The organism is Flavobacterium sp. (genome assembly GCF_025352425.1).
Taxonomy (GTDB): Bacteria; Bacteroidota; Bacteroidia; order Flavobacteriales; family Flavobacteriaceae; genus Flavobacterium.
On sequence record NZ_JANXTI010000002.1, the window covers coordinates 1 to 20,061 of the forward strand.

24 protein-coding genes, 1 tRNA gene and 1 pseudogene are annotated in these 20,061 nt (G+C 38.6%); 15 read left to right on the plus strand and 11 right to left on the minus strand.

Annotated features, from left to right (window positions below; genetic code table 11):
* Window positions 1–176: 176 nt before the first annotated feature.
* Entirely contained in the window at window positions 177–779 is a 603-nt protein-coding gene (locus tag Q0Q99_RS00155; RefSeq protein WP_293889715.1) for an NUDIX domain-containing protein, read from the minus strand.
* 7 nt (window positions 780–786) lie between these two features.
* Between Q0Q99_RS00155 and pyrE the strand changes: the two genes are divergently transcribed.
* Both pyrE and Q0Q99_RS00165 read left to right on the plus strand, forming a co-directional pair.
* A complete protein-coding gene (gene pyrE / locus Q0Q99_RS00160) occupies window positions 787–1,428 on the plus strand; it encodes an orotate phosphoribosyltransferase (RefSeq protein ID WP_293889717.1) in 642 nt (213 codons plus the stop codon).
* Window positions 1,429–1,536: 108 nt separating this feature from the next.
* On the plus strand, window positions 1,537–1,929 hold the full coding sequence (locus Q0Q99_RS00165; RefSeq protein WP_293889719.1) for an SRPBCC family protein: 393 nt from the start codon (window positions 1,537–1,539) through the stop codon (window positions 1,927–1,929).
* A gap of 96 nt (window positions 1,930–2,025) precedes the next feature.
* On the opposite strand, the gene Q0Q99_RS00170 is transcribed toward Q0Q99_RS00165, so the two are convergent.
* A complete protein-coding gene (locus tag Q0Q99_RS00170) occupies window positions 2,026–3,951 on the minus strand; it encodes an LTA synthase family protein (protein WP_293889721.1) in 1,926 nt (641 codons plus the stop codon).
* Between the two features lie 115 nt (window positions 3,952–4,066).
* Between Q0Q99_RS00170 and Q0Q99_RS00175 the strand changes: the two genes are divergently transcribed.
* The 12 genes from Q0Q99_RS00175 to Q0Q99_RS00230 all read left to right on the plus strand — a co-directional run bounded on the left by Q0Q99_RS00175 (window position 4,067) and on the right by Q0Q99_RS00230 (window position 13,169).
* Window positions 4,067–5,839, plus strand: a complete 1,773-nt coding sequence (locus tag Q0Q99_RS00175; protein ID WP_293889723.1) for a long-chain fatty acid--CoA ligase — start codon at window positions 4,067–4,069, stop codon at window positions 5,837–5,839.
* Between the two features lie 18 nt (window positions 5,840–5,857).
* The gene (locus Q0Q99_RS00180; protein ID WP_293889725.1) at window positions 5,858–6,919 is read left to right on the plus strand and encodes a proline iminopeptidase-family hydrolase; all 1,062 of its coding nucleotides are present in this window, start codon (window positions 5,858–5,860) and stop codon (window positions 6,917–6,919) included.
* A gap of 205 nt (window positions 6,920–7,124) precedes the next feature.
* A complete protein-coding gene (locus Q0Q99_RS00185; RefSeq protein WP_293889727.1) occupies window positions 7,125–7,520 on the plus strand; it encodes a hypothetical protein in 396 nt (131 codons plus the stop codon).
* A gap of 190 nt (window positions 7,521–7,710) precedes the next feature.
* On the plus strand, window positions 7,711–7,905 hold the full coding sequence (locus Q0Q99_RS00190; protein WP_293889729.1) for a hypothetical protein: 195 nt from the start codon (window positions 7,711–7,713) through the stop codon (window positions 7,903–7,905).
* Window positions 7,906–7,939: 34 nt separating this feature from the next.
* Window positions 7,940–8,263, plus strand: coding sequence for a hypothetical protein (locus tag Q0Q99_RS00195; protein WP_293889731.1), 324 nt, complete (start codon window positions 7,940–7,942; stop codon window positions 8,261–8,263).
* Between the two features lie 120 nt (window positions 8,264–8,383).
* Complete coding sequence (locus Q0Q99_RS00200; protein WP_293889733.1) at window positions 8,384–9,142, plus strand: ABC transporter permease; 759 nt, start codon at window positions 8,384–8,386, stop codon at window positions 9,140–9,142.
* A gap of 3 nt (window positions 9,143–9,145) precedes the next feature.
* Window positions 9,146–9,883, plus strand: a complete 738-nt coding sequence (locus Q0Q99_RS00205) for an ABC transporter ATP-binding protein (RefSeq protein WP_293889735.1) — start codon at window positions 9,146–9,148, stop codon at window positions 9,881–9,883.
* A 15-nt stretch (window positions 9,884–9,898) separates the two neighbouring features.
* Complete coding sequence (locus Q0Q99_RS00210; RefSeq protein WP_293889737.1) at window positions 9,899–10,648, plus strand: MlaD family protein; 750 nt, start codon at window positions 9,899–9,901, stop codon at window positions 10,646–10,648.
* Between the two features lie 96 nt (window positions 10,649–10,744).
* A complete protein-coding gene (locus Q0Q99_RS00215; protein WP_293889739.1) occupies window positions 10,745–11,503 on the plus strand; it encodes a DUF4382 domain-containing protein in 759 nt (252 codons plus the stop codon).
* A gap of 243 nt (window positions 11,504–11,746) precedes the next feature.
* Complete coding sequence (locus tag Q0Q99_RS00220; protein WP_293889741.1) at window positions 11,747–12,517, plus strand: DUF4382 domain-containing protein; 771 nt, start codon at window positions 11,747–11,749, stop codon at window positions 12,515–12,517.
* 191 nt (window positions 12,518–12,708) lie between these two features.
* Window positions 12,709–12,879, plus strand: coding sequence for a hypothetical protein (locus Q0Q99_RS00225; RefSeq protein ID WP_293889743.1), 171 nt, complete (start codon window positions 12,709–12,711; stop codon window positions 12,877–12,879).
* Window positions 12,880–12,893: 14 nt separating this feature from the next.
* Window positions 12,894–13,169, plus strand: a complete 276-nt coding sequence (locus Q0Q99_RS00230; RefSeq protein WP_293889745.1) for a hypothetical protein — start codon at window positions 12,894–12,896, stop codon at window positions 13,167–13,169.
* On the opposite strand, the gene Q0Q99_RS00235 is transcribed toward Q0Q99_RS00230, so the two are convergent.
* The 7 genes from Q0Q99_RS00235 to udk all read right to left on the minus strand — a co-directional run bounded on the left by Q0Q99_RS00235 (window position 13,166) and on the right by udk (window position 18,638).
* Window positions 13,166–13,435, minus strand: a complete 270-nt coding sequence (locus tag Q0Q99_RS00235) for an NUDIX domain-containing protein (protein ID WP_293889747.1) — start codon at window positions 13,433–13,435, stop codon at window positions 13,166–13,168. The two genes, Q0Q99_RS00230 and Q0Q99_RS00235, sit on opposite strands and share 4 nt — an antisense overlap.
* 158 nt (window positions 13,436–13,593) lie before the next feature.
* Window positions 13,594–15,759, minus strand: coding sequence for a methylmalonyl-CoA mutase (scpA, locus tag Q0Q99_RS00240; protein ID WP_293889749.1), 2,166 nt, complete (start codon window positions 15,757–15,759; stop codon window positions 13,594–13,596).
* Between the two features lie 10 nt (window positions 15,760–15,769).
* Window positions 15,770–16,063: a type II toxin-antitoxin system RelE/ParE family toxin gene (locus Q0Q99_RS00245; RefSeq protein WP_293889751.1), complete on the minus strand. Its 294-nt coding sequence runs from the start codon at window positions 16,061–16,063 to the stop codon at window positions 15,770–15,772.
* On the minus strand, window positions 16,053–16,286 hold the full coding sequence (locus tag Q0Q99_RS00250; protein ID WP_293889753.1) for a hypothetical protein: 234 nt from the start codon (window positions 16,284–16,286) through the stop codon (window positions 16,053–16,055). Before Q0Q99_RS00250 ends, Q0Q99_RS00245 begins: the two co-directional genes overlap by 11 nt.
* Window positions 16,287–16,313: 27 nt before the next feature.
* Window positions 16,314–17,672 (minus strand): methylmalonyl-CoA mutase subunit beta, encoded by a 1,359-nt coding sequence (locus Q0Q99_RS00255; RefSeq protein ID WP_293889755.1) that lies wholly within the window; start codon window positions 17,670–17,672, stop codon window positions 16,314–16,316.
* A gap of 2 nt (window positions 17,673–17,674) precedes the next feature.
* Window positions 17,675–18,028 carry a septum formation initiator family protein gene (locus Q0Q99_RS00260; protein WP_293889757.1) on the minus strand — a complete coding sequence of 118 codons (354 nt, stop codon included), beginning with the start codon at window positions 18,026–18,028 and terminating at the stop codon, window positions 17,675–17,677.
* 1 nt (window position 18,029) lies between these two features.
* Window positions 18,030–18,638: a uridine kinase gene (udk, locus tag Q0Q99_RS00265; RefSeq protein WP_293889759.1), complete on the minus strand. Its 609-nt coding sequence runs from the start codon at window positions 18,636–18,638 to the stop codon at window positions 18,030–18,032.
* 210 nt (window positions 18,639–18,848) lie between these two features.
* Here udk and Q0Q99_RS00270 point away from each other — a divergent pair.
* Window positions 18,849–18,926, plus strand: a tRNA-Pro gene (locus tag Q0Q99_RS00270).
* A 473-nt stretch (window positions 18,927–19,399) separates the two neighbouring features.
* Here Q0Q99_RS00270 and Q0Q99_RS00275 read toward each other — a convergent pair.
* Together Q0Q99_RS00275 and Q0Q99_RS00280 are read right to left on the minus strand one after the other, a co-directional pair.
* Complete coding sequence (locus Q0Q99_RS00275; RefSeq protein ID WP_293889761.1) at window positions 19,400–19,834, minus strand: hypothetical protein; 435 nt, start codon at window positions 19,832–19,834, stop codon at window positions 19,400–19,402.
* Between the two features lie 106 nt (window positions 19,835–19,940).
* Window positions 19,941–20,061: pseudogene (locus Q0Q99_RS00280) on the minus strand (IS982 family transposase); the annotation flags it as partial.

Genomic DNA, 20,061 nt, shown 5'->3' on the forward strand with positions numbered 1-20,061 from the left:
GCAGCAAGCTGCATTTCGTTTAAGCTTTCGATGCCTAAATTGAGAAGCAAATTGGTAGAATGATGGTGATGTGTCATGTGGCAAAGATTTGAGATTAATAGGAGGAAGCCCAGTGGGTTTCAGGTATACTCGCGTGAGTGAATAATTCAAAGTTAACGATTAAACTGTTGAAGTACTTATTTCAAAAGCTTCTCTTCCTCAAACAATAACTTGATATTCTCATACGAATTCTTCAAAGCTACCTTTATTTCTTCAGGATTGAGCCACTCGGCTTTTTCAATTCCTTCATTAGCCTGTGGAAATAGTTTTCCTTCAAAATTGGTTTGCATTTCAAACCAATGGGTAACTTTTAGTTTATATTTTCCGCCTCGTTTAAAAATGTGATATGTTTTTTGGAGCTTTCTGTTGATGGTAAGTTTTCCAACCCCGGTCTCCTCTTCCACTTCACGCATTGCAGTGTCTTCAATTTCCTCACCTTTTTCGATGCCGCCTTTTGGCAAATCCCATTTCCCATTTCTGAAAATGAAAAGGACATCGCCTTTTTTATTATATACCAAACCACCTCCGGCTTTGCAAACTGGTATTTTTTCTTTTAGCTTTTTGAGAATGGCTTTCTCATCAGGATAATACAACGAAGCTTTCTGGATTTTGTTTTGAAATATTTTGATGATGAGTTGCTCAATATCAATACTTTCCAGTAAAAACAACTGAAAATCGGTCTCTTTGGCGATTTCGTTGGTTAAAAAAAGAGGTTTGTCGTTGACAAAAACTTTATACATTTGTACTATGATTTTTAATAAAGACACAGCCGAAAAAACGGCCGAATTGCTTTTACAAATAAATGCAATTAAATTGAATCCAAAAAATCCTTTTACATGGGCGTCGGGTTGGAAGTCTCCGATTTACTGCGACAACCGACTAATACTGTCCTTTCCGGCAATAAGAAATTTTGTACGCGAAGAGTTTTCCAAACATATTGATAAAGAATTTGGCAAACCCGATGTCATAGCTGGTGTTGCAACCGGAGCAATCGGCATCGGAATGCTCGTTGCCGAATATATGGGTCTGCCGTTTGTATATGTGCGGCCTGAACCAAAAAAACACGGACGACAAAATCAGGTAGAAGGCTTTTTGCAAAAAGGCCAAAATGTAGTGGTTGTCGAGGACTTAATCAGCACGGGAAACAGTAGTTTATTGGCTGTTGAAGCCCTAAAGGAAGCCGGTGCGCACGTCAAAGGCATGGTGGCTATTTTTACTTATGGGTTTGATGTAGCAAAAGAAAATTTTAAAAATGCCAATGTCGAGTTAAATACTTTAGCTGATTACGAACATTTATTACATTTGGCTGTTGCCAAAAATTATATCACCGAAAAAGAACTCAAAACGTTACAGGAATGGAGAGAGAATCCGGCGACGTGGAATGTGTGAGTGAGATAATAGATAATAGACAGATAGATAATAGGATTCGTTTATCTTTGTCTAACATCTCTTATCTATTCGTCTATCGTCTTTTCTATTAAAAAATAAAATAATACTATGAACCTCGAAAGTCCAAAAATCACCGTAGCAAAATCAGCCCAACATATCTTTGATTCGTTAACCGATGTAAAGAATTTTGAAAAACTAATGCCCGAAAACATTGCCAAATTTGAAGTCCTTGGAGATGATATTTTCAACTTTGGTCTAAAGGGAATGCCAGAAATAAAATTGAAGCTAAAAGAAAAAACGCCACCCTCTAAAGTGGTATTGGCTGCGGCAAGCGATAAGTTGCCTTTCACACTTACTGCCAATATTGAGACAATTTCTGATGCACAAAGCGCAGTACAATTGAAGTTTGAAGGCGACTTTAATCCAATGATGGCGATGATGATTAAAGGCCCGATTTCGAAGTTTATAGAGACTTTGGCTGAAAATATGAATAAGCTTTAATAGAATTACGAATTTCAAATTGTCTTTCCCGCGCAGGCGGGAACCCATTAAAAGTTAAATAGATTCCCGCCTGCGCGGGAAAGACAAAACCAGCTCTTATTTAACCGTTGTCAATCGCTTGTCAACAATGCGTTCCATATAGTCCTGAACAAAGGCTTTACATCTTAACTCCACTAAATCCATAGCAGCGTTTCGTTTCGAAATCAAATTGTGCTCCATTGCTTTGTCATCTTTGGCATAAAAGCCAATTGCTTTCTTTCCGTCAAAGGTACAAATGTATTCCCCGCTCATAAACTGATACACATTCGAACCATATTTAATGACAAAAGGAGGCACCTGCTTTTCGTTTATCAGGCTCCTACCCCAACTCCTAAACGGTTTTTGGTATCCAATCATATCCAAGAGCGTTGGGTATATATCGATTTGTTGTGCCCAGTCATTGTTCACACCAACATATTTTTCGTCAGGTGAAAAGAACAAAATCGGAACCGTATTCTTATTAAACTCTTTTTTATATTCATCATAGGCAATGGTATTTCCGTGATCGGCTACCAAAACAAAGATGGTGTTTTTATACCACGACTGCTTTTTGGCTGCCGCAAAAAACCGCTTAAAAGCATAGTCCGTATAACCAATGCACTCATTGATGTTTACCTTTCCCTTGGGAAATTTGCCTTCATACTTTGCCGGAACCTTATACGGCTCATGCGACGAAACAGAAAACAACGTCGCCATGAAAGGTTGTTTTTTCTGTGACAATGTCTTGTTGAAATACTGGAAAAAAGGCTCGTCCCATATTCCCCAAACGCCATCAAAATCTGCGTCATTATTATATTCGGTTTTGCCATAATAATGGTCGTAGCCTAAGATGTTTCCGAAGCCCAGAAATCCCATCGAACCATTTGGAGCACCATGGAAAAACGAAGTGTCATACCCTTCTCTTTTTAAGGTAGAAACCAGCGATTCAATTTTCTGTTTCGGATAAGGCGAGGAGGTGAAAGCATCTTGAAACGACGGAATTCCGGCAACCACTGAAGATACCCCGTGAATAGATTTCCAGCCATTGGCATAAGCATTGGTAAAAATCAAACTGTGTTGCGCAAGCGAGTCTACAAAAGGTGTGTAGCCTTCATAATTTGGAATCTTTGTTCCCTTATTGAAAGCACCATTGTATTCCCGTGCAAAGCTCTCTATGATAAAAATAACAATGTTTGGTTTTGTCGACGGGTTGTTTTTGTATTGTTTTATAGGCATCAATAAACTATCAACCTGCGCTTTAGAAACCAGGTTTACTTTCTTAAACGTATTGGTATTCCAGGTTCTTATTATGGCAAATGGGGTGTTCAAAACTACATCAGCCTGACCCGAATTTTTGGTATAGCGGCTGGCATCTAAAATATTAATCGGTCGTGTGCTCTTCTTAAAATCGCCACGAATTCCACCAATACAAAGTGTCGTTATCAATAAAAAACTCACTATCGAAAAGAAAAAATAGGCTATGCCAGGCCTTTCAATATGATGCGTTATCTTAATCTTTTTGTACATCCAAATCCATAAGTACGCAAGTACAAAAAACAACAGGAACACATGCCAGTAATTTTTTAAAAAATCAAAAAACAAAAGCAGCTTATTGCTTTCATTTTCAAGCGTATCCAATGAAGCTCTTGTACTTCTGCTAAAAGTGTAGCGGTAATAAATAAAGTCAATGAAATTGGTAGAATACGCCAATAGATTGGTAATGAAATAAATGTAGAACAGTACCTTTTGATATCCTTTTTTTCTATTGACAACCGCAGGAAAAATGGAAACTAAAATGAACAGGCTATTCACATATAGGATGGTTGTAGTGTCGAAAACCAACCCATGATAACACAACTTTACAAAATCAAATACACCACCAACTTTTATCAAGGAACTGTTATAAACAAAAAATAAAACCCTGGCAATGGAGTAAAAAACATAAGCTAATAAAATCCTGAGAATAAGTACGGTGTATTCGTCGAAACGCGGGTATCTTTTCATAAATAATAAAATGGACAACGCAAAACTACATATTTCAGTGGTAAATGCTGCATATTTTAAATTAATATTGTGCATCACGCTAATATTATTTAATTTGCATTAAAATAGCTGCCGAATGACTCCAATTACAAGACTTTTTGACTTTCCATACTATCAGTTAGAAAAAAATAACATCACTAATTGTCTTGTTACCAAATACGATGGCAAATGGGTTAAAACCTCAACCATAGAGTACATCGACAAAGCCAACGCCATTTCGAGAGCTTTGTTACGATTAGGAGTCCAAAAGAATGATAAGATTGCCATCATTTCTTCCAATAACAGAACCGAGTGGAATATTATGGATATTGGCTGCCTGCAAACGGGAGCGCAAACAGTGCCTATTTATCCGACCATTTCTGAGCAGGACTATGAATATATTTTAAGCCATTGCGAAGCAACCTATTGTTTTGTTTCTGATGAAGAAGTGTTGCGAAAAGTGAATCTTATCAAAAACAATCTGACACACCTGAAAGACGTATATTCCTTTAATGAAATCGAAGGATGCAAAAACTGGCATGAATTACTCGAATTAGGAGAAGATACCAGCAATCAGGATGTGGTGGAAGACCGCAAAAACCATGTTAAGCCGGACGAATTAGCTACTATAATTTACACATCCGGAACTACAGGAAAACCCAAAGGCGTAATGCTTTCCCATAACAATATTGTTTCTAACGTACTCGACAGTTCACCGAGAATCCCTTTTGAGGAAGGCGCCAGCGTAGCATTAAGCTTTCTCCCTATCTGCCATATCTTTGAACGCGTGATTCTATACATCTATCAATACTATTCGGTGTCGATTTACTTTGCTGAATCCATCGAAAAACTTTCTGACAACATAAAGGAAGTAAAGCCAACCGTCTTCTCAGTAGTGCCACGACTATTAGAAAAAGTATACGACAAAATATTGGCAAAAGGAGCCGAACTTAACGGCATCAAAAAGAAGCTTTTCTTTTGGGCAATTGACTTGGGCCTGCGTTACGAACCTTATGGTGCCAATGGTTTTTGGTATGAAACCCAATTGAAAATTGCACGCAAACTTATCTTCAGCAAATGGAAAGAAGGCTTGGGCGGAAACCTTGGTGTGATGGTCTCAGGAAGCGCAGCATTGCAAACACGCTTAACCAGAATATTTGCAGCAGCAGGAATGCCCGTAATGGAAGGCTATGGTCTCACGGAAACCTCACCTGTTATTTCGGTAAATGATGTTAGAAACCATTGCTTTAAGGTGGGAACTGTGGGTAAAGTAATCCAGAATGTCGAAGTTAAAATTGCCGCTGATGGCGAAATTCTTTGCAAAGGTCCGAATGTAATGATGGGCTATTATAAAGACGAAGTGCTTACCAATGAAGTGCTTAAAGATGGTTTTTTTCACACGGGAGATATTGGCGAAATAGATTCTGAAGGCTTTCTAAAGATTACCGACCGCAAAAAGGAAATGTTCAAGACTTCGGGCGGAAAGTATATTGCACCTCAGATTATCGAAAATGCGATGAAACAATCCAATTTCATTGAGCAGATTATGGTTATTGGTGATGGCGAAAAAATGCCTGCTGCCTTTATACAGCCTAACTTTGAGTTTGTAAAGGAATGGGCGAAAACACACAACATTAACATTGGTAAAACGAATGCTGAAATTACTTCCAATGAACAAGTCATCAAAAAGATTGACGAAGAGATTGAAACCATCAATGAGAAGTTTGGCAACTGGGAAAAAGTAAAACGCTTCGAATTGACTCCTGACGTTTGGTCTATCGATGGCGGTCACCTTACTCCTACGCTCAAACTCAAACGGAAGATTGTAATGGAGAAATACAAAGATCTGTACCAAAAAATATATAACTAACCTTTAAACTTTTCAACCATGATAAAACCAATTCTAATCGCACTGGTAACTGTATTTTTATTTTCGGGATGCAAGGAAAATAAAGCAGAGAACAAAGCGGAAGACACTACACAAGCCAACTATCTGGATTACTCCAAAAGTGATGACCAATCCACCGGTGGTATCAAAATGATTCCAATTACCACTCCAATTAGCAAATTTAATGTGTGGACAAAACGCGTTGGAAACAATCCCAAAATAAAAGTTTTGCTATTGCATGGTGGTCCGGGGGGAACTCATGAGTTTTTCGAAAGCTTTGACGGTTATTTTCCAAACGAAAGCATTGAGTATATCTACTATGACCAATTAGGTTCTTTTTACAGTGACCAACCGAATGACAATAGCCTATGGACGATTGACCGTTTTGTAGATGAAGTGGAACAGGTGCGTAAGGCATTGAAACTGGATAATTCCAACTTCTATCTGATGGGGCAATCCTGGGGCGGAATCCTTGCCATGGAATATGCTTTAAAATACCAGAAAAACCTAAAAGGATTGATTATAGCCAATATGATGGCAAGCGCACCGGCCTATAATAAATATGCCGAAGATGTACTCGGTCCAAAACTACCAAAAGAAGTTTTTACTCAAATCAAGGAGTTTGAAAAAAACAAGGATTACACGAATCCGAAATACACCGAATTGTTATTTAAGTATTATTACACCGAGCATATTTTGAGAATGCCAATTGACAAATGGCCTGAATCCATAACCAGGGCTTTCAAGCATTTAAATCCGAATGTATATGTTTATATGCAGGGTCCGAGTGAATTTGGCATTACTGGCGCTGCCACTTTAAAAGATTGGGATATCACTTCAAAATTAAAAACACTTACAATTCCGACACTTGTTATTGGCGCAAAATATGACACTATGGATCCAAAACATATGGAATGGATTTCAAAAGAAGTGCAGAATGGACGTTTTTTATATTGCCCAAAAGGGAGTCACTGCTCGCAGTATGATGATCAGGAACATTATTTTCCTGGTGTAATTTCATTTTTAAAGGATGTAGACAGCGGGATTTTTAAAAAGTCATAGTGCCGTTCATCCCATTCAGGCGGTAGCTTCGTACCGTTTGTCAAGAAGTTTGTTTAAACCCAGTTTCTAATACTATTCGCAATATTTTATTAAAAAGGTTATTAACAATCCACATTTTTAAATAGTTAATAATTAGTTGTGTTATTTTTTAACAATTGTTTAATAATGAATAATTTTATTTCATTAACCAATTAAACTTTTAATTATGAATGTAAAAAACTTTATTGTCGGCGGTATTGTCGGCGGAATTGTAGATTTTTTATTAGGATGGGTAATTTATGGCATGTTGCTTAAAGACACTTTCCCTAAACCTGAAGGAGCCGGAGCAGAAAACATGTTGTTTATTTTCTTAGGCTGTATGTCATTTGGCTTTTTGATTTCTTTTGTGTTTTCTCAAGGCGAAGGTGTTTCCAACATTGCTGCCGGAATTAAGATGGCAATAGGTATTGCTTTGTTCATGGGCCTATGCAACAGTTTCTTTATGAATATGTACAAAGAAACTATTGATGTTAAGCTTATGGCAATTGACATTCTTGCCTCATTAGTATTGGCGACCGGTGTGGGCGCTGTCATTGCAATGGTAAATGGAAAAATGAAGTAATACATAATAATTTTCATAGTCGGAAAACGCCCGGGATTAAGTTCTTGGGCGTTTTTTGATTTTACCTCCTACTAAAATATGTGAATTATACAATTTTAACAAATTATATTGTAAGATATAAAACAAAACAATAAACCAACTTTGTTCAACTATAATTTATTAATATAACTAACCCTAAAAAATAATAGTAATGAATATAAAAAGAGTTTTTGGAGTCGTATTAACCGTGCTGGGAATTGCTTGTTTGCTGTATGCCGGCCAAATGTTCCTTAGCGGAAGCAATGGGAATAGAGACATTAGAGAGCTTGTAGTATTTACAGTTCTTGGTTTAATTTTTTTCATCCCGGGAATCGGTTTGGTTCGCGCGACAAAAGACGAAGCATAAACAATAACATATTAACATTAAAAATCCAGAAATTATGAAAACAACCACCAAACTTAGAATGACTTTAGTATTGGTAACATTAGCTTGTACCGTACCAACATTCGCCAGCCCGGTAACACCTGTAACAACAACAGCAATTACCACAGCACCATCAGATGATGCCAAAGCTGAAATACTATTAAAACGTTTAGAAGAAATCAAAGAGATGGATAAATCCAATCTTTCAAGAGCCGAGAAAAAAGCACTTAGAAGAGAAGTAAAAGAAATCAAAGCGACAATGAAAAGCAGCAGTAATGGTATTTACCTCTCTATTGGCGCTATCATTATCATCGTTTTAATATTGATTTTAATATTATAGTCAAAAAAAGTACTTATATTGTACTACCATTTCATATCCTAATACCTTTAATTCTCTGGAATCCCTTCAGGGAATTTTAGTTCAACGCCGTGTCAACTAATGTTTACTTACTATAAAACTATGATTACTGCCTTAAAAAATATGTTTACTAATACCGGCGATCTTTCAGCATTTACCGCAAGGTTCTTTAAGGAATTATGGCAACCTCCATTCCAAATCAATGAGTTTTTAAGACAATGCTATGCCGTTGGCTGCAGGACATTGCCATTGGTCACCATTACCGGTTTTATCATGGGTTTGGTACTCACCATACAATCGCGCCCCACGCTCGTAAAGTTTGGCGCCGAAACCTGGCTTCCGGGTATGGTATCGCTTTCACTCATCAGGGAGATTGCACCGGTAATAACCGCCTTAATCTGCGCCGGTAAAATTGCATCTGGGATGGGAGCCGAGTTAGGCTCGATGAAAGTAACAGAACAGATAGACGCCATGGAGGTATCCGCAATCAATCCCTATAAATACTTGGTAGTTACCCGCGTTTTAGCCACAACCTTAATGATTCCACTTTTGGTTGCCTATGCAGATTTAGTGGGTATGATTGGTGGTTATATAGGATACAACATTCATGGTTCTATGGGTTTGATACGCTACTTTACAGGAGTTTTCTCAAGTTTAGAATTCCTTGACATAATTCCTGCTACTATTAAAACTTTCTTCTTTGGCTTCTTTATCGGGATGATAGGTTGTTATAAAGGCTTTACAGCCTCCAACGGCACCGCCAGTGTGGGAGTGGCTGCCAATTCGGCCGTTGTTGCCGCTTCCCTTTCCATCTTTATTATTGATATGCTGGCTGTGCAACTAACCGATTTATTTTTCTAAAACATGGAAGACAGAAAGCCGATTATCGAAATTAAGAACGTGCATAAAACCTTTGGCGATCACAAAGTGCTGAATGGTATGAACGTGGTAGTTCATAAAGGGGAAGATGTGGTAATACTCGGGCGTTCAGGTTCGGGAAAATCAGTAACAATTAAATGCGTTGTTGGATTGGAGCACCCCGATAAAGGCAGCATAAAAGTATTTGGCACCGAAATTACCACGTTAACCAATAAAGAATTAAACGAAATCAGACCGCGCATTGGCTTTATGTTTCAAAACGGTGCGCTTTATGACTCGATGTCCGTCAGACAGAACCTTGCATTTACCTTAAAACACCACGACCGGAATATTACCGATGAGGTCATGGAACAGAAAATAACGGAAGCACTTGACAATGTCGGACTGCTCGACGCTCTTGACAAAATGCCTGCGGAACTCTCTGGAGGTATGCGAAAACGTATCGGAATGGCGCGAACGTTAATTGTTAACCCGGAAATTATTTTGTATGACGAACCCACATCGGGACTTGATACCATAACAGCCCGGGAAATCAGCGAGTTAATGGTAGCGATTCAGAAAAAAAACAAAACCACATCCCTTATCATTACACATGATTTGGCTTGTGCCAAAATAACCGGCGACAGGATTATTGTTTTACAGGACGGGGTAATCAGCGCGGAAGGAACCTATGCCGAACTTGAAAACAGTAAAGATCCTTCGGTACATTCATTTTTTATATAATTTAAAACAAGGGTTATGAATAAGAATACACAAAATACATGGAAATTAGGGCTGTTTGTCATCATTGGACTGGTGATTTTTATGGTAGCCGTTTATCTGATTGGACAAAACAGAAACATGTTTAGCAAAACCTTCCAGCTAAAATCAGCTTTCAGCAATGTAAGTGGATTAGCTGTAGGGAACAATGTAAGGTTCGCAGGAATCAACGTAGGCACTATACAAGCTATTGAGTTTGTCTCCGACAGCTCGGTAATCGTAGTGGCAGAAGTGCAGGAAGAAGTACACAAATACATAAAAAGCGATGCAACCGCAGGTATCGGCTCCGATGGATTAATGGGCGATAAAGTCCTTACCATTTCACCGGGAACCAAATCAACCCAGATTCTGAAAAATAACGCCATGCTTAAGTCAACCGAAGCTGTTGAATTGGAGGATATTATGGCTAGTGTAAAGGTGAGTGTTGACAATGCCCAATACATTACGTATAACCTGGCTACGTTTACCGATAAAATGAATAACAAAAACAGCGTACTGTCTAAATTAGTCAATGATGACAAAATGGGTAAATCACTTGATGCTACCTTAAATAATATGAAAAATGCCACTAAGGGCCTTAATGAAAACATGGAGGCTGCCAAACATAATTTCCTATTGAAAGGCTATTTCAAGAAAAAGGAAAAAGCGGAAGAAAAAAAGAAAAAAGAACTTGAAGAACAAAAGGCGGAAGCCCTTAAAAAAGCCGAAGAAAAAAAGAAAAAACCTTAACAAGAAAAGTTACAACAAAATTCATTAATTCTATAACACAAAAAATCAGCAGATTGAGCAACTTTGTACCATTAGTAACCTATTAAATAGATAAAAATGAAAAAGACAATCTTAATGACTTTTGGAATTGCATTGGCAATCGCTTTTACTTCGTGTAGCAACGACTCTAGCGGAAATTATCCTTACAAAGTCAGAATGACTGATGCCCCAGGGCCTTACAGCGAAGTGAATGTGGATATCCGAAGTGTTGAGGTAACCGGCGACAATGGTCACACGGTTATGCTGAACACAACTGCGGGAATCTACAACCTTTTAGATTTCAGTAACGGAGTCGATACTCTCTTGGCAACAAGTACATTGGCAAATGCTAATGTGAAACAAATCCGATTGATATTGGGTTCAAACAATACCATTGTTAAAGACGGAATAACGTATCCATTAAGTACTCCTAGTGCGGAACAATCAGGTTTGAAATTATTGGTACACCAAACTTTGCAGGCTGATGTTGAAAACAACATCCTGATTGACTTTGATGCCAATACCTCTGTTGTAGAAACAGGGAGTGGTACGTATAAATTAAAACCGGTATTACGCACTGTTGTCACCGCTACAACAGGAAACATTGCAGGAAGCATAACTCCGGCAGGTACTTTAGCCGTGGTAAGTGCAACCTCTGCCACCAGTCTTGTGTATACCAGTAGTGTAGATGCTGATGGGAATTTCAGAATTGTGGGATTACCACCGGGAACCTATTCCGTTACTGTTACACCTGCACTTCCTTTGCTTCCAATTACGGTTACAAATGTAAGTGTTCAGGCAGGTGGTACTGTTAATGCAGGTAGTATTGCTTTATAACATAACTGAGACTTATCTTAAAATAAAAACTCTCCACAATGTGGAGAGTTTTTTTATTAGTGAAAAGATGATAGAAGCAAGACTAAAAAATAATGGTCTATTATCTATTCTCTTTCCTCTTTCCTCTCCATCAAACGTGGAAATTATAGAAACACTTTCCCTTTATATAAAACAATACTATCGCATAATAATTTCACCTTTGGTATAGCTATGAAACCTACTTTATAGTCTAAAAACAACACTATGAAAAAGGTATTTTTACTTAGCACTGTGATGGGAATCCTACTCTACTCCTGTAGCAGCGATTCGATTTCATCCGCCAGACCGGGAAGTTATGTATATAAAGTTCGGATGACTGATGCTCCCGGACCTTATGATGAAGTAAACATTGATTTACGCTCGGTAGAAGTAACTGGAAGCAATGGCCAGACGGTACATCTAAACACCACTGCAGGTATTTATAACCTATTGGATTTTTCAAACGGCCTTGATACCTTAATTGCAGTAAGCAACCTTTCGGATTCCCGTGTTGAACAAATCAGATTTCTACTTGGACCTAACAACACTATGGTATTGGGTGGTGTGAGCTATCAATTGAGTACCTCAAGTGCGGAACAATCAGGATTAAAATTAAGAGTACACCAAGATCTGGTTGCCGATAGTGAAAATGCACTGCTGATTGATTTTGATGCCCATGCCTCTATACACAGAACCGGAAATGGCACCTACAAATTGCAACCCGTTTTAAGAACCGTGGTGGCTTCGGTAACAGGAAATTTAAAAGGTAGCATTATTCCCGCCGGAACGCCAGCTGTAATTACAGCAACCTCATCAACCGGCGTTGCTTATTCTAGTGGAGTTAATTATTTAGGTCAGTTTCAGGTCTCGGGTTTACCGCCGGGTACCTACATTGTTAATATAACACCTTCAATACCCTTTTTGCCCATCGTACAAACAGATGTCGTAGTTACCGCAGGTACGAACACCAATATTGGTATTCTGACATTACAATAACTTATTTTTAGAAAGACGAAGAAATGAGAGACTCTCTTCTACAACGGACTGTCTATCATCTATCCGTCTATCATCTTTTATCTTTTATCTTTTAAATGGAAATTATGTAATACGATTCCATAAAACTGTAAGGAATACGGTAGGTCCTATTATAACTTTGTAAAACCAATAACTTAAAAAAAACAGAACCCATGAACCCTGAAACTTTACCTACGCTAACTTCCTATACAGCGTTGGAAACTGCTCTGCTAACGACCATTCATTTAATCAACGATGACAAAATAATTACCACCGAGGTTGTCTCTTTTGATGAAGATATCGACTACGATACACTACGCGATTTTTTCTGTGCCGGATTTTAAAAATTAACAATTATATGATATTACTACTACTACTTCTTACCGCCGCTTTTGCCGCCACTACCCTAAAGACTATTTTTAGTTTTGTTACCTCAGAACTGTTTCACCAGCCCTATCAGGAACCGTATCTTCTGGCGGCTTTGGTCAGCCATTTTAATGTCTCCGACACTAAAACTAACCGCCTTATAGGGTCCGGAATCCAGTATTCTATGGGATTGTTATTTGTTATTGGCTTTCAGACATTACTTAACACCGGTTGGATAACGCTTTCTTATGACAGCATCCTGCTTTAAGAACATATATAACTATGCATTATTAATGTAAAATCAGGGTAGTCATGATTTACAGTAATAAAATTGGAATCAATAGTAATGTTGAGGTTTAGTTCTTCTAGAATTTCTCTCTTTATAGCTTCTTCATTTGTTTCTCCTTCTTCAACTTTGCCCCCAGGAAACTCATATTTGAATGCAATATACTTGTACTTGTTATTTCCGCGTTGGACACAAAGTATTTTTTCGTTATGATATATAACGGCTGCAACAACTTCTATTTTTTTCATGTGGTGGGAAAAAAAAGTAATTCTCAAATGTAGACAAAAAACCTAACTTATAATATTTCTGTTTCCATTTCTGCGATACTAAATTTATCTATAAAAACACCCACTAAAAGTGAGTGCTTATGCTATGCATTCCAACCTTCGCGGGAATGACAAAAAAGTTAATCCTGTATAAGTACTTCTAAAATCTGTATCGCCGCATCACTAATCCTCGTCCCCGGCCCAAAGACAGCAACAGCTCCTGCATCAAATAAAAATTGATAATCCTGTGCCGGGATAACCCCTCCAACGATAACCATAATATCTTCGCGTCCGTAGTTTTTTAGTTCCTCTATTACCTGAGGCACTAAAGTTTTATGTCCGGCTGCAAGGGAGGAAACGCCTAAAATGTGTACGTCATTTTCCACTGCCTGTTTTGCAGCTTCCTGCGGAGTTTGGAATAGAGGACCAATGTCAACATCAAAGCCTACATCGGCATAGCCTGTTGCCACTACCTTGGCGCCGCGGTCGTGACCGTCCTGACCCATTTTTGCAATCATGATGCGTGGGCGACGGCCTTCCTTTATGGCAAAGGCATCGGCCAGTTGTTTTGCTTTTTCAAAGCTTTCGTCGTTCTTTATTTCCTTGCTGTACACGCCGCTGAATGATCTGATTTGTGCTTTATAGCGTCCGAAAACGGTTTCCAAGGCGTCACTGATTTCTCCTAGTGTCGCTCTGTTTCGGGCTGCTTCTACGGCTAAAGATAACAAATTATCTTCACTGTCATTCCCGCGCAGGCGAGAACCTTTTGAACCTTCCGCCCACGTCCTTGCGCAGTCGGTTAATTTTGCCAGGCTTGCTTTTACCTTTTCGGTGTCGCGCGTAGCTTTTATATGTTGGAGTTGCTCAATTTGTTGCTTGCGCACCATTTGGTTATCTACATCGAGAATGTGTAACGGGTCTTCCTTATCCAGACGGTACTTGTTGACGCCCACAATAATATCCTGACCGCTGTCGATACGCGCCTGTTTCCGTGCCGCCGCTTCTTCGATACGCAGTTTCGGGATTCCCGCTTCGATGGCTTTGGTCATTCCGCCAAGTTCTTCCACTTCCTGAATCAATGCCCAGGCTTTTTCAGTGATTTCGGCGGTTAGCTTTTCTACATAGTAACTGCCTGCCCAAGGGTCGACTGTTTTGGTGATTTTGGTTTCTTCCTGAAGGAATATCTGGGTGTTACGCGCAATACGTGCGGAGAAATCTGTAGGTAACGCAATCGCTTCATCCAAGGCGTTCGTATGTAAGGACTGCGTTCCGCCAAAGGCTGCAGCTGCCGCTTCGATTGCTGTTCGTGCCACATTATTAAAAGGATCCTGTTCGGTTAAACTCCAGCCCGAGGTTTGGCAATGGGTTCGCAGTGCTAACGACTTTTCATCCTTTGGGTTGAATTGCTTTAATAGTTTTGCCCATAGCATCCGGGCTGCACGCATCTTGGCAATTTCCATGAAATGATTCATGCCAATAGCCCAAAAGAAGGATAGGCGTGGAGCGAACTCATCGATTTTCATGCCCGTGGATAAACCGGTTCGAATGTATTCAAGTCCGTCAGCTAGCGTGTATGCCAGTTCAATATCGGCAGTGGCACCCGCTTCTTGCATATGATAACCTGAGATGGATATGGAGTTGAATTTTGGCATCCTTTTGCTGGCATGCTCAAAGATATCCGCAATGATTTTCATCGAAGGTGTTGGCGGATAAATATAGGTATTTCGCACCATAAACTCCTTTAGGATATCGTTTTGAATCGTTCCCGAAAGTTTATCGGCAGTCACGCCCTGTTCTTCGGCAGCAACTATATAGAAAGCCATGATTGGCAAAACAGCACCGTTCATAGTCATGGAGACCGACATTTCATCCAATGGAATCTGGTTGAATAAGACTTTCATATCTTCAACAGAATCAATTGCAACTCCGGCTTTTCCAACATCGCCAACTACGCGTTCGTGATCCGAATCGTAACCTCTGTGCGTAGCCAAATCAAAAGCTACCGATAGTCCCTTTTGTCCCGCTGCTAAATTTCTTCTGTAAAACGCATTGCTTTCTTCCGCAGTTGAAAAACCTGCATATTGTCGGATTGTCCACGGACGACGGACATACATCGTTCCATAAGGACCGCGAAGGTTAGGGGCAAAGCCTGCTGCGAAACCGATGTGTTCGAGGTTTTCGATATCGGCTTGTGAGTAGGAAGGTTTTAGTTGGATTCCTTCGGCGGTGAGGAAGTTGTCGGTTTCTTGCCTCTTGCTTCTTGCCTCTTGCTTCTCTATTTTAATATGTTGGATGTTTTTTCTCAAGGTTAAAAAACTATTTAGGATATTTTTTTGAATTTTTTGATGTATGAAAACAAGAAAGAATTTTCACGGTTTTGTTATCTTCATCAACTATATAGAACAATATAAATGGGAATATCTTTAAAGGAATTGCTCTATAATTTTTATGTTTAATTTGATAATTCGGATTTAGTTTAAGCTTATTATATGTTTCTGTTAGTTCAGAAAAGAATTTGAAAGTAAGGTTTAGATTTATTTCAGCATAATAATCACTTGCGTTTTCGATTTCATCTTGTGCTTTTTTAGAAACAATAACTTTAAAATCCATATTTTTCTTTAATTCTATTTAAAGATTCAGATGATTTTATGTATTCTGATTCAGGTTCATTTGCTCTGTCATCTAAAAGTTTTATTTGATTTTCTGAAATTTGAAAATCATTTTCATTTTTAGCCAAGATTATTACTTCAACTTCATCTGCTGTAAAATTTTCAGGTAAAGTTATATTTATCTGATGATTTTTAACTTTTACAAATTGTCTAATTGCTTCCATCTTTTTCTTTTTGTGAATTTACAAAAATTATTCTTTTTCTAATCGTTCCTGTTCAAGTTTCTCAGCCGATCGCTTTTCAATAATTGGCGTTATAAGGGTTTTACGTGGATTTTGTTTTACGAATGGGAATAGTTCCAAATCGTGTTTCATTTTGTCGTTCTTGTTTGGGTATTTGTTGGTTCCCAACAGGATTTCTTTTCCGGAATCAAACAATTCCTGTTCCTTGGCAGCACTTTCGCTGATTTTTTTTTGGATGCTGCCTTCGATAAGTTGGGTAATAAAACCGCCTTTCTCTTCTATTTCCTTGAAAAGGAGCAATGCTTTTTCTGCTAATTGTTCGGTGAGGGCTTCGATATAGTATGCGCCATCAGCAGGATTACTGACTTTGTCAAAATAACTCTCGTGTTTTAAGACTAGCAATTGGTTACGGGCGATTCGATCACCGAATTCGTTGTCCTTGTGGTATAAGGCGTCGTAAGGCAGGTTGGCAATACTATCGGCTCCGCCCAGAATGGCACTCATACATTCGGTTGTGGTTCGCAGCATGTTGACGTTGTAATCGTATAGGGTTTTGTTGCGTTTGGTTGGCGTAACGATTATGTGACAATCTAAATGGTGATTGTATTCGGCTGCCAAAGTGTTGAACAATAAACGTAAGGCTCTGAGTTTTGCAATCTCAAAAAAGTAATTTGTTCCCACAGCAACTTCAATCGTTATGGGTTGGCTGATGGTTTTGATTCGGTTGAAATATTCGTTAACGTGGGCAAAGGTAAAAGCTAGTTGCTGCACCATATTGGCACCTGCGTTTTGGTAGAGTGTGGATTGAATAGCAATAAACGGAGCAGCAGCTTTGGTATTAATCGCATTCAGCTTTTCGAAGTCTTTGTCTAAGTTTTCGAACCAGTTTCCGTCTCTTGTGAGTTGGCCAATTGGGTCGAGCTGGATAATGCATTTGAACTTATTTGCAAGAACGAAGGCATTGATTTTGGTTACGAAATCGACGGAAAGAAAAGGCAGATTAAAAAAGTAAGTCACCTTTTCCAACGGAAGGTTTTGCATTAAATCGGATAAGGCAACGTTCTCGTTTTCAATAGTAAAGCGAATGCTTTCGGCACCGCGACTTAAGCTATCAATTGCTCTTTTATTGGATAAGGCTACATCATGGACAAAGATGTTTTGCACTATAGCAAACGGTTGTGTATTCTCTTTTAAAGTGTACTTTGTTTCCGATTCATCTTCATGGTAAAACGGCCTTACCTTGATGCCTTCCGGACTTTCCCAAACGAGGGTATCGTTATAATCGGCGCCTTTGAGCTCGTACTGGATTTGCTGTTTCCATTGTTTGGAGGAAACGGGATCGAACGCATCAAATAAATTTTCAGACATGATTATAAAGATTTAGAATCGGATTTTTCATCCTTGATAGAATCGCCTTCAAATTCGATGATGTAGATATCTTCGCTGTCGCGTTTCATATAGTATTTCTCGCGGGCGTATTTCTCTATCTGGTCAGGGTTTTTGAGCTGCCTGATGTTTTCGCTGTCTTTCCTGATTTCGTCCTGATAGTACTTTTTATTGTCTTCGAGCTCGTTGAGTTGTTTGTTCAGAATACGATGTTCCATATAGGAAGTATTATCAAGGAATAGCATCCATACGGTAAAAAACGCCAACACAATAATGTATCTGTTCCCGAGGATTTTCAGGATAGGATACGCATCGGTCAGGTTTTTAAAGAAACTCATTTTACGTAATTCTTTGGTTGATAACCGCTCTTACCACGTCGATAGCAACGGTATTGTATTTATCATTTGGAATAATAATGTCGGCAAAACCTTTTGTAGGCTCAATAAATTGCTGGTGCATTGGCTTTAATGTCGTTTGATAGCGGTTTAATACTTCTTCCATATCGCGGCCACGCTCGGCGATATCTCTTTTTAATCGGCGAATCAATCTTTCATCGGAATCAGCATGGACAAATATTTTGACGTCAAACATTTCCCGAAGTTCCGGGTTGGCCAAAATCAAAATTCCTTCAACAATCATTACTTTTCTCGGATGTGTGATGATACTATCGTCTGTGCGGTTGTGCGTTACGAAGGAATAAATGGGTTGTTCAATGGTGTTGCCTTTTTTTAATTCAGTCAGATGACTTACCAACAATTCAAAGTCGATTGCACGTGGATGATCAAAATTGATTAACCCTCTTTCCTCAAAACTTAAATTATTGTTTTCCCTGTAGTAAGCGTCTTGGGAAATTACGCCAACTTCGGTTTCCGGTAATTCATTAATAATCTGTTGGACAACAGTTGTTTTTCCACTTCCGGTACCGCCGGCAATTCCGATAATTAACATATATAGTTGTGTAGTTTTTGTTTCAACAAAAATAGAAATTATATCGGAAGTGTATTTATTTTTTGGAGAAAAGAAAATAGATATTAGAGAAAAGAGAAAACCTGCCTGCCGGCAGGCAGGGAAGCAAGAAGAAAGAAAAAAGATGAGTTGTATAAAAAAAATAAAAAGCTTTTGTTTACTAATTAATAGTTCTATATTTGCACTCGCTTTCGGGGTGTAGCGTAGCCCGGTTATCGCGCCTGCTTTGGGAGCAGGAGGCCGCAGGTTCGAATCCTGCCACCCCGACCAGTAAATCCTTTCTGCAATTGCAGAAAGGATTTTTTATTTGAAAATATAAGCGCAATTCATTGCAGCTTATATTTTCAAATAAAAAATAATTGCGTTGCAAACGCAATGGGATTTACTTGTGATAGAGCCCAAATTCAGGATCACGGAGTAATCCTGCATGTAGCTTCTCGATATGATTTTGCTTCTCAAAATCACTCTAAGTGACGAATGGGTGATATATTCATAATCAGGATCACGGAGTAATCCTGCTTTAAAAAAGCTTCTCGATATAATTCCGATTGAAAATCAGAATCACTCGAAATGACGTGTACGAAAAACAAAACGTCCCAACTAGCCCCGATGGGAGCTGGCTACAGTGTAGCGCGGACAGCGGGAGAGGTTGTCCTAAGTACTATTATGGTTGTGCTCCTGATTACTATAAACAAAAAAGCCTTCCGTCTGAAGGAAAGCTTTCTATTATTGCATATCTACTTTTAAGGAATGCGGGTTAAACCCTCAACGGCGAAATAAACAAATTCATCTGAAAGAGGTGTGTCCTGTAAATGTTGTGTAGACAATCCATTTTCTGTCATATACTCTACGTGTTTATAGAATACCTTACTACCGGAACTATTTTTAAACACTAACCTGATGTTATGTCCTGGTTTGGTAATCACGCTGTATTTACCGCCGATATAACCCGGAACTTCGGTTGATGTGAAAGTTTTGTCGGCTTTTAGTTCCATTTCCCAACCGTTTTGTATTTCAACATATTCTTCGGGAGTATCACCTGCATATGCCGTTAGTTTCCATTTTCCTTGTATCTGTTGTAAAAAGGCAGCTGCATCAGAATTATTGTCATCTGACGAAGAACATCCTACTGATAGAAAAAGGATTGATATAAAACTGAGTGTAAGTAAATTTTTCATCGTTATTGGTTTATTTACTCATTTCAAATATAATGGATTAGTATTGAATTTGGAAAGTAATCACCAGTTATTATACAAAGATTGTTAATTAACCCGTTGGGTGTAATTAAATAATTTGATTTTTAATATTGTTTATTGGTCTATCAAATATGAATTTATTGATATATTGAACCAAAGTTAATGCTGTTATTTTAGCTAAAATTCTTGTTTTAAATCCTTCAAAAGAT